Raw genomic sequence first — 12,887 nt, forward strand, 5'->3', positions numbered from 1 at the left:
GACTCAGTCGTCGTCAGGCGCGGCTTTCAGTTCCAGCGTGTAGCCGAAGGGATCGGTGACGTACATCGCGGGCGCGACGCCCGTCGCCCCGAGGGGTTCGAGTTGGCGGTCGATTTCGACGCCCGCAGCGTCGAGGTGCCCGCGGAGTTCGTCGATGTCGTGGGCGAACTCGATGGCGACGTGGTCGAAGGCGGTCTCCGTCGGCGGTTCGAAGTTCTCGGCCGGTCGGAGGTGGATGACGCTCGCCGGGGTGAGTCGCACGGAGAAGAAGGGCTTTTCGCCCGACTCGTACAGGTCGCGGTTCTCGATTTCGAAGCCGAGCGCGTCGCGGTAGAACTCGACCGCGGCGTCGAGGCCGTCGGCGGGGATGCGGAGATTCACGTGGTCGATTGCCGTCGCGTCCATGCCCGGACCGTCGCGGCCGCGGGTGGTAAAAATTTGTGCGGCGGCCATCGGGGACGGGGGCGCTGAACCGAGAGAATATAAACTGTATAAAGTTTAAAACTGTACAATTTCTAAAAATTGTAAAATTTGTAAAAATTATGTTGTTTGGACGGCTATTATAGCGTGTTTATTTCCGTTTATCTCCCTCAGACCATTCAGTATAAACTAATATTTGTTTACGAGTTACTCAGCGCCACGGGAAACCGCGACGCCGACAACCGGAACCGGCGTTCCGCAATCGTAACCCATTGGTAGCAGGTCGGTGTACGGAGGGTGTGAACCAACAGCCGACATCCGACGAGCGCTTGCTTGCGGGCTACCCGGGTCGGATGTTAGTCACCGTGTCGCTAGCGTGGGCGGTCCTCCAGACGGGTCGGTTTCTCTTGTCGCCGCTGCTGCCGACTATCATCGAGGAGCTACAGATAACGGAGGCGACCGCCGGTATCGCGCTGGCGCTGTTTCAGGGCGTCTACGCCATCACCCAGTACCCCGGCGGCGAGTACTCCGACCGATGGACCCGGACGACGCTCATCGTCCCCGGACTCGGCATCCTCGTCCTCGGGTTCGCCACGTTCGGCCTCGCGGGGGGTCTCGCGGGCTTCGTCGCCGCCGCGGTCATCACGGGACTCGGGAAGGGGCTGTTCGCCATCCCCTCGCGGGCGCTCCTGTCGGACCTGTTCGTCGAACGCCGCGGCCGGGCGCTCGGCCTCTACGCCGCCGGGACCGACCTCGGCGGCCTCGTTTCGTCGGGGCTCGCCATCCTCGCGCTGACCTACGCCACGTGGCGGACGCCGTTCCTCCCGGTCGCCGTCGCCCTCGCGGGGCTCACCCTCCTCTACGCGCTCTGGTCGAGAGACGGCTACGCCGTGGGGTCGCCCGAACTCCACGTCTCGGGCACGCTCCGACGCCTCTTCGCCAGCGCCGAACAGCGCCGGACGCTCCTCGCGTTCGGGCTGTTTTACTTCATGGTCGGCGGCTTCATCAACTTCTTTCCGACCTACCTCATCGAGGCGAAAGGTTTCGACCAGCAGTTGGCGAGCGCGACGTTCGCCATCGTCTTCGCCGTCGGCATCACCATCAAACCCGTCGCCGGCGGCCTGAGCGACCGGTTCCGCCGCGAGTCAATCGCCGTCGTCGGGATGCTCGTCGCCGCGGGGGCGCTCGCCGTCCTCTCGGCCGTGGAGGCGCGCCCGCTCATCTACGTCTCCGTCGTCGCGCTCGCGGCCGGCTACAAGACGGAGTTCCCCCTCGCGGACGCCATCATCATGGACAACGCGCCCGACGCCGACCGCGGAGCCGACCTCGGGGCCGCGCGGGCGCTGTTCCTCGGCGCGAACGCGATTGGACCGGCGTACGTCGGCATCGTCGCCACCTACGCGAGCTACGTCGCCGCGTTCGCGGGGCTCGCGGTCTGTCTCGTCGTCTCAGCCGGCCTCCTCTACTGGGACGCGCGGAAGCGGTGAAAAGCAGAAAGCGAAAACCGCATCGGAACGGCGTTCTCGGGTGTCTCTGTGCGGTTGTCGGTCGGTGCGGCGGAAGCGATGACGTGAGCCGAGTGCTCGCTCAGCGGTCGAGTTTCGCCTTCGTGTAGGCTTTCAATCCCCCCTGTTCGACGAGCGACTGGAGGAACTCGGGGAGCGCCTCCGCCTCGTAGGTTTCGTCTCGCGTGTGGTTCGTCACGACGCCCGCGTCGAGGTCGACGTGAATCTCGTCGCCGTCCTCGATGACGTCCGCGCCGGGGCAGATGAGCACCGGCAGGCCGAGGTTGATGGCGTTGCGGAAGAAGATGCGCGCGAACGACTGCGCGACGACCGCCGAGACGCCCGCGCCGACGAGCGACAGCGGCGAGTGCTCCCGCGACGACCCGCTGCCGAAGTTCTCGCCGGCGACGACGAAGTCACCGGGCTCGACCGACTCGGAGAACTCGAGTCTGAGGTCCTCGAAGGCGTGGGTGGCGAGTTCGTCGGGGTCCGACGAGACGATGAAGCGCGACGGCGTTATCTGGTCGGTGTCGATGTTGTCGCCGAAGACCCACGCGCGACCGGGTTCGGCGGGGTCCGGGCGGCCGCCGTCGCCGGCGAACGCGTCCGTCATGGCAGCACCTCCGCGAAGACCGTGTCGTCGTAGCGTTTCGTCTCGACCTCGCGGGGGTCCGTGATTTCGCCGTACAGCGCGCTCGCGCCGACGGTCGCCGGACTCGACAGGTAGACCGACGACTCCATCGACCCCTCGCGGCCGGGGAAGTTCCGGTTCGCCGTGGCGAGACAGACGTCGCCGTCGCCGAGGACGCCCTGATGGTAGCCCGCACAGGGGCCACAGCCGGCGCTCTGGATGACCGCGCCGGCGTCGGTGAGCGTCTGGAAGACGCCCGTCTGGAGCATGTGCTGGTAGACGGACTTCGAGGCGGGGACGACGACCATCCGGACGTTCGGGGCGATGGTCTCGCCCGCGAGGATGTCCGCGACGATTTTGATGTCTTCGTACCGGCCGTTCGTGCAGGTGCCGACGAACAGCTGGTCGATTTCGGTGCCCGCGACCTCGGTCACGTCGACCGCGTTCTCGGGGTTCGACGGCTTCGAGACCTGCGGGGCGAGGGCGGCCGCGTCGTAGCTGTGGACCGCCTCGTAGTCGGCGTCGTCGTCGGAGACGAACGCGTCGTCGAGGTCGATTTCGGTGCCGGTCTGGCGTTCGAGGTACGCCTCGGTCCGCTCGTCGGGCGCGACGAGGCCCGTCTTGCCGCCCATCTCGATTGCCATGTTCGACAGGACGAGGCGCTCGTGAATCGGGAGCGACTCGATGGTACTCCCGGCGTACTCGGCGGCCATGTAGGTACAGCCGTCGAAGCCCACGTCGCCGATGAAACGCAGGATGAGGTCCTTCGCGTAGACGCCGTCCTGGAGGTCGCCGTCGACCTCGAAGCGCAGCGTCTTCGGGACGCGGAACCAGAGTTCGCCCGTCGCGAGCGCGGTCCCGAGGTCGGTCGAGCCGACGCCGGTCCCGAACGCGCCGATACCGCCGTAGGTCGTCGAGTGAGAGTCCGCACCGATGACGAGGTCGCCGGGACCGACGAACCCCTCCTCGACGAGGACGGCGTGGCAGATGCCGTCGCCCACGTCGAACTGGTGCGCGCCGTGTTTCGCCGCGAACTCGCGGACTGCGTTGTGGTTGTTCGCGGCCTGCACCCCGTCCGCGGGGGCGTGGTGGTCGATGGTGAAGACGGTCCGGTCGGGCGCGAACAGTTCGCCGTCGTCGCCCGTCACCTCGTCGAACGTCTGGAACGCGAGCGGCCCGGTGATGTCGTGGGCCATCGCCACGTCCACGTCGGCTTCGACGTAGTCGCCGGCGCGGGCGTCGGTGCCGGACTTCGCCGAAAGCAGTTTCTCCGCGAGAGTTTTTCCGGACATCTCAGTCCTCCTCCCCGTCGGCCGCGACGGTGTCGAGGACGCCCTCGACCGTGCCGCCGGCGAGGACGTGACTCGTCAGACCGAGGCCCAGTCGGTCGGACACGTCGTGGGCGGCCGCCTCGATGCGGCCGAAATCGACCCCGTGACCGACGCCCATGCGTTCGAGCATCTGGACGAGGTCCTCGGTCGGCGTGTTGCCGACGCCGGACATGTCGCCGGGGAGGACGACGCCGCCGCCGAGGCCGCAGACCGAGGCGTCGAAGCGGTCGACGCCGACGGCCATCGCGGCCAGCGTGTTGGCGAGGCTCATCCCGTTCGTGTCGTGGAGGTGCAGGCCCATGTCGAGGCCGGGGTGGGCCTCGAACGCGGCGGTGAAGCGCTCCGTGATTTCGACCGGGTTGGCGAGGCCCATCGTCGTCGCCAGCGTCACCTCGTCGACGCCGGAGTCGACGACGCTGGCGACGACCGCGAGCGTCTCCGTCGGGTCGATTGCGCCTTCGTAGGGGCAGTAGAAGCTCGTTCCCATCCCGGCTTCGACCTCGATACCGTGGTCGTGGGCGAGTTCGACGATGTCGTCCATCTCCGCGAGCACCTCCTCGCGGGTGCGGTTCTGGTTTTTCCTCGTGTAGGTCTCGCTCACCGTGACGAGCGCGTTCACCTTGTCCACCTCGGCCTCGACGGCGCGCTCCATGCCCCGGAGGTTGGGGACGAGCGCCCGGTAGGTCACGCCGTCGCGGCGGGTGATGCGCTTCGCCACCTCGTCGGCGTCCCGCAGGGTCGGGACGGCCTTCGGGTGGGTGAACGAGGAAATCTCGATTTCGTCCACGCCGGTGTCCGAGAGGGTGTCGATTATCTCGACTTTCTCGTCGGTCGGGACGAACTCGTCGAGGCGCTGGAACCCGTCGCGGGGCAGCATCTCGACGACGTGGACGCGCGCCGGAAGCGAGTCGAGGAGGCTCATATCACGTCCTCCGCTTCGAGGTCCGAAAGCACCGACTCGTCGTAGCCGAGTCGGTCGCGGTAGACCGCGTCGTTGTGTTCGCCGAGCGACGGGCCGAGGTGGTCGACCCGACCCGGCGTCTCCGAGAACTTCGGGAAGGCGTTCTGCACGACCGCCTCGCCGAGGTCCGGGTCGTCGACCGTCAGGAACGCCTCGCGCGCCGCGTAGTGCTCGTCGTTGAGGATGTCCTCGACGTTGTACACCGGCGCGAGCGTCGCGTCGGCCTCCTCGAACGCCGCGAGCACCTCCTCGCGGCTGTGGTCGTCCATCCAGCCTTGGATGATGGCGTCGAGTTCGTCGACGTGCTCCAGTCGGTCCTCGTTGGTCTCGAAGCGCGGGTCGTCCTTCAGGTCGGGCCGGTCGATGGCGTCGAAGGTCCGTTCCGCGAGCGGTTGCGCGCTCGCGGAGATGGCGACCCAGCGGTCGTCGCCCGTCCGGTAGACGTTCCGCGGGGCCGACGAGGTCGAGCGGTTACCCGACCGCGACTCGATTTCGCCGAGTTGGTCGTAGCGGAGCGGTTGCGGGCCGAGCAGGCCGAAGATGGGTTCGATGAGGCTCGTGTCGATGTACTGACCGCCGCCGCCGTGGACGTCGCGGTGGTAGAGCGCGAACATCACCGCGAACGTCGAAAACAGCGCCGCGATGTTGTCGGCGAGGCCGGTCGGCGGGAGCAGCGGGGGCGAGTCGGGGAAGCCGTTGAGGTAGGCAAAGCCGGACATCGCCTCCGCGAGCGTCCCGAAGCCGGGGCGCTCGGAATACGGGCCGGTTTGGCCGAAGCCGGACATCCGGAGCATCACGAGGTCGTCGTTGACATCTGAGAGTCGCTCCCAGCCGACGCCCCAGCGTTCGAGCGTGCCGGGTCGGAAGTTCTCGATGAGGAGGTCGGCCTCGCTCACGAGGTCCTCGAACACCGCCGCGCCCTCCTCGGTGGAGATGTTCAGGGTGATAGACTGCTTGTTCCGCGAGAGGTACTTGTGCCAGAGGCCGACGCCGTCTTTCTGTGGGCCGAAGCGGCGGATGTGGTCGCCGAACGCCGGGTGTTCGATTTTGATGACCGTCGCCCCGAAGTCGGCCATGAAGCGGCCGACGGTCGGGCCGGATATCATCGACCCGGCTTCGAGGACGACGAGGCCGTCGAGTGGTCCGTTCGTGTCGTTCGTCATGTCGTGTGTGTCTTCTCGTTCTGTGTCGCGTGTGGTGGTCGTCAGGTGGTGCGTGTGCGTGTCCGCGTGCCCGGTCGTCTGTGCGGCAGGTCGGGCCGCGCGCCCCGGGCTCCCGCGTGGCCGGTCAGTCAGCGTCGTCGACTCCCTTTTCGGTCGCCACGGCCGGTTCACACCGGCCGGTCGATGTGAGTGCCGTGGCCCTTCGTGCCGACTATCTCGCCGTCGTCGTAGGCGAGTTCGCCCTTCACGACGGTCTGGGTCGGCCAGCCGGTGACGTCTCGACCCTCGTAGGGGGAATAGCCGCTGACGCTGTGTAACAGTTCCGGCGTGACCGTCTTCGTCTCGTCGAGGTCGACGACGACGAGGTCGGCGTCGCTCCCGACTCTGACCGTGCCTTTCTTCGGGTAGCAGTTGAACGCCTTCGCCGCGTTGGTGCTCGTCACCTCGACGGCGCGTTCGAGCGAGATGCGGCCTTCGTTGACACCTTCCGAGAGGATGAGCGGGAGCATCACCGGCGTCGAGGGGAACCCGAGCAGGCTGTCACGGATGCCCTCGCCGAACTTGTTCTCCGCGAGGTTGGCGCAGTGGTCGGTGCCGATAGTCGAGATAGTGCCGTCGGCGAGGCGCTCCCAGAGCGTCTCTTGGTCGGCTTTCGACCGAACCGGCGGGTTGACTTTCATGCGCTCGTCGCACTCCTCGGTGGTGAGCGCGAGGTAGTGGATGCACGTCTCGCCCCACGCCCGGTAGCCCGCGTCGTGGAGCGCGGCGAGTTCGTCGGCGGTCCCCCCGGCAGAGATATGGACCGCGTAAAAACGGTCGTCGTAGCCGTGGACCTTGGCGAGCGCGGCCCCGGCGACCATGCTCTGGGTCTCGGCGTAGCCGGGGAACTCCTCGACCATCACCTCGTAGCCCTCGTCGGCGTCGGCGTCGGTGTCGTCGGACTCGGAGGTGACGTAGACGTTGCCGCCGGCGAGCGCGTTCGTGATTTCGACGTTCTCGGAGTGGTAGCCGAGCGTGGTCGGCACGTCCTGTTCGGCGAGTTTCCGGATGAACGCGTCGCCGAAGTCGTCGTGCATGTCGCAGTCGACGCCGAACTTCTCGCGGGCGGCGTCCTTGTAGTTCATGTACCACTTGAACGTCGTGATGCCGAACTCCTCGATGATGGCGGGTATCTCCTCGACGTGCTCCATCGAGAGCAGGCCGAGCGAGAAGAAGTAGTCGTGGTAGTAGTTCGGCTCCGCCTCGTCGAAGTAGCCCGGCATGATTTCCTCGTAGGCCCCGGCCCGGCGGAAGTAGTTCCCGATGGTGGTCACGCCGCCGACGAGGTCGGACTTGGACTCGGACTCGGCGTCCGCCTCCAGCCCGCGGTAGATGCCGTGGTGGGTGTGCGGGTCGATTGCGCCCGGAAGCACGTGCTTGCCCGTCGCGTCGATTTCCGTCTCGCCCGAGAGCGTCCCGGGCGCGGCGATGGCGGAGATGGTCTCGCCGTCGGCCGCGACGTCGGCTTCGAAGGTGCCGTGTTCGGGGGTGACGACGGTGCCGTTCGAGATGACGAGGTCGTGGGTCATAGCGTCTCGACCCACTCCTCGACCGCCTCGGTCTCGAGCACCTCGGCGTACTTCATCCACAGGTCGAGGAGGCCGATTTTGTGCGACGCCTCGATGCGGTCGAAGATGCACTCCTGCGGCAGGACGACGCTGAGGCCGTTCTGCTTGGCGTCGACCGCGGTGGCGCGGACGCACCCGCTCGTGGAGTTGCCGACGATGATGACCGAGTCGTGGCCGCCGCGGACGAGCCGCGAGAGCAGGTCGGTCCCGTAGAACGCCGACGCGTAGGACTTGTCGACGACGGTGTCGCCCTCCTCGGGCGCGACCGGGTCGACGATGTCGAGGTCGGGGTGGTCGGGGTCGTCGTAGCTCGACGGGACGACCCGCGTGTACGTCACCGGAAGCCCCTGTTCCCGCGCGAAATCGAGGAACGGGTCGATGTGCTCGATGGCGTCCCACGCGATGTCGCCCATCGCGGTGCGGTACTCCTCGATAGCCTCGAGGATGGGGACGTTCTCGCCGACGATGAGCCGCTGCATGTCGATGACGAGAACCATCGGGTTCTCGCCCATGCCGCGGGACTCCCACGACGAGGCGCCCTCCTTGTCGTAACCAGCCTTCGTGATGACCTGTTTATCCTGTTCAGATAGCAGGTCCTCCCAGATACGGTCTGTCATGACTCGCTTCGCCTGAGATGCGGTGGCATCCAGCATAAAAGTACGGCACGGTTCGCCGGGGTCATGTTACGGGGCGAACACCTCCAGCGTCCGCGCCACCCACTCGCGGTCGACGCCGGCGGGCGCGCGGACGACCGGGAGGTCGACGCCCATCTCGCGGAGTTCGGCGAGTCGCCCCCGCGCGTCGTCGGGCGTGCCGACGAGCGCCACGAGGTCGAGGAAGTCGGCCGAGAGTTCGCGCGCCCCGGCCTCCGTCGTCGGCGCGGCGCGGACCGCCTCGACCTCGTCGCCGAAGCCGGCCTGCTCGGCCGCGCGGTCGTAGTAGCCCGGCACGTCCCGCAGGTAGTAGGCGACGTGTTCGGCCGCCGCCCGGCGCGCCTCGTCGGGGTCGTCGTGGACGGCGGTGAGGACGTACATCGCCACGTCCACGTCGCTCCGGTCGCGCCCGGCGCGGGCGGCCCCGGTGTCGAGCCACTCCAGCGCCTCCTCGAACTGCGGGCGGGGGTAGAGGTTCGGGAGCCAGCCGTCGGCGACCTGCCCGGTGAGTCGGACGTTCGCCGGCCCGAGCGCGCCGTTGTAGATGGGTATCTCCTCGCGGACGGGTTCGAACGCGTCCCAGAAACTCGTGCGCTCGGGCGAGAAGAACTCCCCGTCGAAGGAGTCGGCGTCGCCGCGGAGGTAGCGCCGCACGAGTTCGACGTACTCGTGGAGGCGCGACAGCGGGCGGTCGAAGGGGACGCCGTGGAACGTCTCGACGACGCCGGGGTGGGCGACGCCGAGGCCGAGAATCGTGCGGCCGTCCGAGTGGTCGTCGAGGGTCGCCGCGGCCGCCGCGAGCGCCGCCGGCGTCCGCGAGAACACGTTGACGATGCCCGTCGCGAGGCCGATTTCGTCGGTGTGGACGGCCCAGCGTTCGAGCTTTCCGAAGGCGGTTTTTCCCTGCCCCTCGGCGGCCCACGCCGACTCGTAGCCGAGTTCCTCGGCTCGGACGACGAGCGAGGGGTCGTCGCGGAGCGCGAACAGAACCGCGGTTCGGTCGCTCATTCCTCCGCCGGGACTGCGGCCGCGTCCTCGACCGGGACGACGCCGTCGACGGCGAGGTCGTTCCAGATGTCGAGACGCTCGATGAGGCCCCGGCGGACGACGTAGATATCGACGTAGCGAACGTCCGAGAACTCCTCACCGTCGTTGTCGACGCCGTAGAGCGACCCCGTGCTCACGACGGTGTCGCCCGCCTCTATCCAGCGGTCGAACTCCTTGGCCGCCCACTCGTACCGCGGTTCGAGGTGCGCGAGGAAGTCGTAGGCCGCGGTCGGTCCCTCGAAGGTCGCACCCGGCAGGGAGATGACGGCGTCCTCGGCGAACAGGTCTCCGACGGTGTCTCTGCGGTCGTCTTCCATCCGGTCGAAGAACTCCTCGACGATGTCTCGTGGCGAGTCCATGCGCTATGCGTGTTCTCAACCCACATAATTTTTCACTCCGATATTCCTGACTATCTGTTATTCCTGAACGTCCGAGACGGAGCGACAGCGGACGACGCAACGGCGAACGATATGCAACAGCAAGCGATGATGCAACAGCGAGCGATTCTACTCACGCACGCACCGCTGAGACCGGCGGAATCGGGAGGTTCGTTGGGACCGCCACCGCCGGAGGCGGTAGTTTTACGATAGAGTCTACCTAGCAGAGTGCATGGACGAACTAGCCCGGCGGACGCCGAGCGACGGCGTCGCCGAAGTCGTCTCGGCCGACGACATCGAGTGGGATATCGACACGGACGTGCTCGTCGCGGGCGGCGGGGGGACCGGCCTCGTCGCCGCGCTCGCGGCCAGCGAGAACCCCGACGTTCGTGTGACGGTGCTGGAGAAAGCGCCCGAGTGCGGCGGGAACACCTCGCTTTCGACGGGGATGATTCCCGCAGCGGGGACGCGACTCCAGCGCGAGGCGGGTATCGAGGAGACGCCCGCCGACATGGCCCGCGACATCTTGGAGAAAAACGATTACGAGGCCGACGAGGAGCGCGTGCGGTACCTCTGCGAGGAGAGCACGAACCTCATCCACTGGCTCGTCGACGACTGGGACGTCACGCTCCACGTCGTGGACGACTTCAAGTACCCCAAGCACTCCGAGTACCGGATGCACGCACCGGAGGGTCGAAACGGCGAGAACCTCGTCGCCGAACTGGTCGAGCGCGTCGAGTCGACGCCGAACATCGAACTCCTGACGAACGCACCCGTGAAGCAGCTCGTCGCCGACGACGGCGCGGTCCGGGGCGTCGTCGCCGGCCTCGGCCACGACGAGGCCATCGAAGCCGAGAAGGTCATCCTCGCCACCGACGGCTTCGCCGGCAACCGCGAGATGGTCACCGACTACTGCGAGGAGGACATCGAGCGGGCGCTGTACTTCGGCGCTGACGGCAACACCGGCGACGGCGTCCGCTTCGGCGCGGAACTCGGCGGCGAACTCGCCTGCATGGACGCCTATCAGGGCCACGCGACGGTGGCGAGCCAGACGGGGATGCTCTCGACCTACGCGGTCACGATGAACGGGGGCATCCTCGTGAATCGGGACGGCGAGCGGTTCGGCGACGAGTCCGCGGGGTACAGCGAGTTCGCCATCTCGGTGCTCAAACAGCCCGGCGGGCAGGCGATTCAACTGTTCGACGAGCGCATCTTCGAGCGACTCCGCGGGCAGTTCGAGGACTTCGACGAGGCCATCGAGCAGGGGACCTACCACAGCGACGACTCGGTCGCCGACCTCGCCGAGCGACTCGGTGCCGACGGCGAGCGCGCCGCGGAGACGGTCGCCGACTACAACGGGGCCGCCGCGGCGGGCGAACCGGACGAGGTGGGCCGCGTCGACGGCGCGAACCCGCTGGAAGCGCCCTTCTACGGGACCAAAGTCACCGGCGCGCTCTTTCACACGCAGGGCGGGCTCGTCGTCGACGAAGACGGGCGCGTCCTCCGAACCGACGGGAGTACGGTCGAGAACCTCTACGCCGGTGGTGGCACGGCCTGCGGTATCAGCGGCCACGGCGCGGGCGGCTACCTCTCCGGCAACGGGCTGACGACCGCGCTCGGCTACGGCCGCCTCGCCGGCATCCACGCCCGCGAGTCGCTCGACTGACGCGCGGACTCGGCCGACTCGACCGGCTCAACCGACTCGACGCGGGAATATCTTCGGAACGTGACAACACGAGTACGATAGCATTTATTACAATTGGCACCAACCTCGTGATTGATTGCCATGGGTAAGACTCTCAAGTCTTCGACGAGCAACAGGCGGCGCTTCCTCAAAGCAACGGGTGCGAGCGTCGCGGCATTGACATTAGCCGGCTGTGCGAGCGACGACGCCGGAAACGGCGGCGGCGATTCGGGCGGCGACTCCGGCGGTAACTCGGGCGGGTCCGGCGGCGACACGGGCACCACGACGGGGACGCCCGAGCAGTCCGTCGACGAGGTCATCATCGGTTCGAACCACCCGCTTTCGGGCAGTCTCGCCGCGACGGGCGTCGGGATGAGCAACGCCATCAAACTCGCCGCGATGCGGAAAAACGAGGAGGGCGGCATCGAGTCGCTCGACGGCGCGGAAGTGACCGTCATCGAGGGCGACAACCAGGGCGCACAGGAACTCGGCGGACAGGTCAGCGAGGAACTGCTCAGCGAGGGCGCGCACGTCCTCACCGGCTGTTACTCCTCGCCGGTGACGACGGCGGCGACGCAGGTCGCAGAACGGCAGGGCGTCCCGTTCGTCATCTCCATCGCGGCGGCGGACAACATCCTGCAGGGCCGCGACTTCAACTACGTCTACCGGCCCCAGCCCCCGGCCCGCCGGCTGGCGAGCGACTACGCGGACCTCGTGCCGTCGGTCATCCGCGACGGCGGCGGCACCATCGACACGGCGGGGCTGTTCTACATCAACAACAGCTACGGGCAGGCGATTCGCGACAGCCTCCGCGAGTTCCTCCCCGAGCAGAACGTCGAAATCGTCGAGGAGACGGCCATCGAGTTCGGCGCGTCGAACGCCAACACGCAGGTGTCGCGGCTCCGGAGCGCCGACCCCGACACCATCATCGCCACGACGTACGTCGCCGGCGGCGTCCTGCTCGCGCAGGCGCTGCAGGACCAAGACTACCGGCCGCCGTATCTGACCGCGTCCGCGTCCGCGACGTTCACCGACGACGACGCCGTCAGCGACATCGGCGAGTTCGCAAACGGCGTGCTGGACAACAACTACGCGCTGAACCCGACGGTCGACAAGACCGCCGAGGTCCGCTCGCAGTTCCTCGACAACTACGACCAAGAATTCTCGGCGTCGGTCGGGATGGCCTACACCGCGGCCGAGGTCATCATCCAGGCGGTCGAAGAGGCCGGCAGCGTCGAGCGCGACGACATCAACGAGGCGCTCAAGAGCCTCAGCTACGAGGACCACATCTCCGCGATGGGCGCTATCGAGTTCGACGACCAAGGCGAGAACGTCAACGCGCTCGGCCCGGTGAACCAGGTTCAGGACCTCTCGGTCAAGGTCGTCTACCCCGAAGAGTACGCGGAGGCCGACCCACAGGTCTGACCGCGACCCTCGCGCCCGTCACGTCAACGAACCGTCCCGAAAGATAGCCACCTTTTATGGGGGTTGCCAACAATTCCCGAGCG

12 protein-coding genes are annotated in these 12,887 nt (G+C 67.3%); 3 read left to right on the plus strand and 9 right to left on the minus strand.

What is annotated here, in order from left to right:
• Positions 1-3: 3 nt before the first annotated feature.
• Positions 4-405 carry a VOC family protein gene (locus tag BN984_RS17105; RefSeq protein WP_049968850.1) on the minus strand — a complete coding sequence of 134 codons (402 nt, stop codon included), beginning with the start codon at positions 403-405 and terminating at the stop codon, positions 4-6.
• 368 nt (positions 406-773) lie between these two features.
• Between BN984_RS17105 and BN984_RS17110 the strand changes: the two genes are divergently transcribed.
• Positions 774-1,907, plus strand: coding sequence for an MFS transporter (locus tag BN984_RS17110; RefSeq protein WP_008093987.1), 1,134 nt, complete (start codon positions 774-776; stop codon positions 1,905-1,907).
• A 100-nt stretch (positions 1,908-2,007) separates the two neighbouring features.
• Here BN984_RS17110 and BN984_RS17115 read toward each other — a convergent pair whose 3' ends face one another.
• The 8 genes from BN984_RS17115 to BN984_RS17150 form a co-directional block, all read right to left on the minus strand.
• Complete coding sequence (locus BN984_RS17115) at positions 2,008-2,538, minus strand: 3-isopropylmalate dehydratase small subunit (protein ID WP_049968851.1); 531 nt, start codon at positions 2,536-2,538, stop codon at positions 2,008-2,010.
• Entirely contained in the window at positions 2,535-3,848 is a 1,314-nt protein-coding gene (locus BN984_RS17120; RefSeq protein ID WP_049968852.1) for a 3-isopropylmalate dehydratase large subunit, read from the minus strand. Before BN984_RS17120 ends, BN984_RS17115 begins: the two co-directional genes overlap by 4 nt.
• A gap of 1 nt (position 3,849) precedes the next feature.
• The gene (locus BN984_RS17125) at positions 3,850-4,809 is read right to left on the minus strand and encodes a hydroxymethylglutaryl-CoA lyase (protein ID WP_049968853.1); all 960 of its coding nucleotides are present in this window, start codon (positions 4,807-4,809) and stop codon (positions 3,850-3,852) included.
• Entirely contained in the window at positions 4,806-6,011 is a 1,206-nt protein-coding gene (locus BN984_RS17130; protein WP_004978204.1) for a CaiB/BaiF CoA transferase family protein, read from the minus strand. The genes BN984_RS17125 and BN984_RS17130 overlap by 4 nt, the downstream gene beginning before the upstream one ends.
• A gap of 167 nt (positions 6,012-6,178) precedes the next feature.
• Positions 6,179-7,579: a dihydroorotase gene (locus tag BN984_RS17135; protein ID WP_049968854.1), complete on the minus strand. Its 1,401-nt coding sequence runs from the start codon at positions 7,577-7,579 to the stop codon at positions 6,179-6,181.
• Complete coding sequence (locus BN984_RS17140) at positions 7,576-8,235, minus strand: isochorismatase family protein (RefSeq protein ID WP_049968855.1); 660 nt, start codon at positions 8,233-8,235, stop codon at positions 7,576-7,578. Before BN984_RS17140 ends, BN984_RS17135 begins: the two co-directional genes overlap by 4 nt.
• 66 nt (positions 8,236-8,301) lie before the next feature.
• Positions 8,302-9,279, minus strand: coding sequence for an LLM class flavin-dependent oxidoreductase (locus BN984_RS17145; RefSeq protein ID WP_049968856.1), 978 nt, complete (start codon positions 9,277-9,279; stop codon positions 8,302-8,304).
• On the minus strand, positions 9,276-9,677 hold the full coding sequence (locus tag BN984_RS17150) for a nuclear transport factor 2 family protein (RefSeq protein WP_049968857.1): 402 nt from the start codon (positions 9,675-9,677) through the stop codon (positions 9,276-9,278). The genes BN984_RS17145 and BN984_RS17150 overlap by 4 nt, the downstream gene beginning before the upstream one ends.
• Positions 9,678-9,927: 250 nt before the next feature.
• Between BN984_RS17150 and BN984_RS17155 the strand changes: the two genes are divergently transcribed.
• Together BN984_RS17155 and BN984_RS17160 are read left to right on the plus strand one after the other, a co-directional pair.
• Positions 9,928-11,361, plus strand: coding sequence for an FAD-dependent oxidoreductase (locus tag BN984_RS17155; protein WP_049968858.1), 1,434 nt, complete (start codon positions 9,928-9,930; stop codon positions 11,359-11,361).
• Between the two features lie 120 nt (positions 11,362-11,481).
• Positions 11,482-12,804 (plus strand): ABC transporter substrate-binding protein, encoded by a 1,323-nt coding sequence (locus BN984_RS17160; protein ID WP_049968859.1) that lies wholly within the window; start codon positions 11,482-11,484, stop codon positions 12,802-12,804.
• Positions 12,805-12,887 lie beyond the last annotated feature (83 nt).

Origin of the sequence: Haloferax prahovense, assembly GCF_000723845.1 — an archaeon.
GTDB classification, from domain to species: domain Archaea; phylum Halobacteriota; class Halobacteria; order Halobacteriales; family Haloferacaceae; genus Haloferax; species Haloferax prahovense.

Excerpts from the sequence above, each read along its gene's own strand:
- BN984_RS17135 (WP_049968854.1), bottom strand. The coding sequence starts at position 7,579 with ATGACCCACGACCTCGTCATCTCGAACGGCACCGTCGTCACCCCCGAA.
- BN984_RS17160 (WP_049968859.1), top strand. The coding sequence starts at position 11,482 with ATGGGTAAGACTCTCAAGTCTTCGACGAGCAACAGGCGGCGCTTCCTC.
- BN984_RS17110 (WP_008093987.1), top strand. The coding sequence starts at position 774 with ATGTTAGTCACCGTGTCGCTAGCGTGGGCGGTCCTCCAGACGGGTCGG.
- BN984_RS17140 (WP_049968855.1), bottom strand. The coding sequence starts at position 8,235 with ATGACAGACCGTATCTGGGAGGACCTGCTATCTGAACAGGATAAACAG.
- BN984_RS17105 (WP_049968850.1), bottom strand. The coding sequence starts at position 405 with ATGGACGCGACGGCAATCGACCACGTGAATCTCCGCATCCCCGCCGAC.
- BN984_RS17120 (WP_049968852.1), bottom strand. The coding sequence starts at position 3,848 with ATGTCCGGAAAAACTCTCGCGGAGAAACTGCTTTCGGCGAAGTCCGGC.
- BN984_RS17125 (WP_049968853.1), bottom strand. The coding sequence starts at position 4,809 with ATGAGCCTCCTCGACTCGCTTCCGGCGCGCGTCCACGTCGTCGAGATG.
- BN984_RS17130 (WP_004978204.1), bottom strand. The coding sequence starts at position 6,011 with ATGACGAACGACACGAACGGACCACTCGACGGCCTCGTCGTCCTCGAA.
- BN984_RS17155 (WP_049968858.1), top strand. The coding sequence starts at position 9,928 with ATGGACGAACTAGCCCGGCGGACGCCGAGCGACGGCGTCGCCGAAGTC.
- BN984_RS17145 (WP_049968856.1), bottom strand. The coding sequence starts at position 9,279 with ATGAGCGACCGAACCGCGGTTCTGTTCGCGCTCCGCGACGACCCCTCG.
- BN984_RS17150 (WP_049968857.1), bottom strand. The coding sequence starts at position 9,677 with ATGGACTCGCCACGAGACATCGTCGAGGAGTTCTTCGACCGGATGGAA.
- BN984_RS17115 (WP_049968851.1), bottom strand. The coding sequence starts at position 2,538 with ATGACGGACGCGTTCGCCGGCGACGGCGGCCGCCCGGACCCCGCCGAA.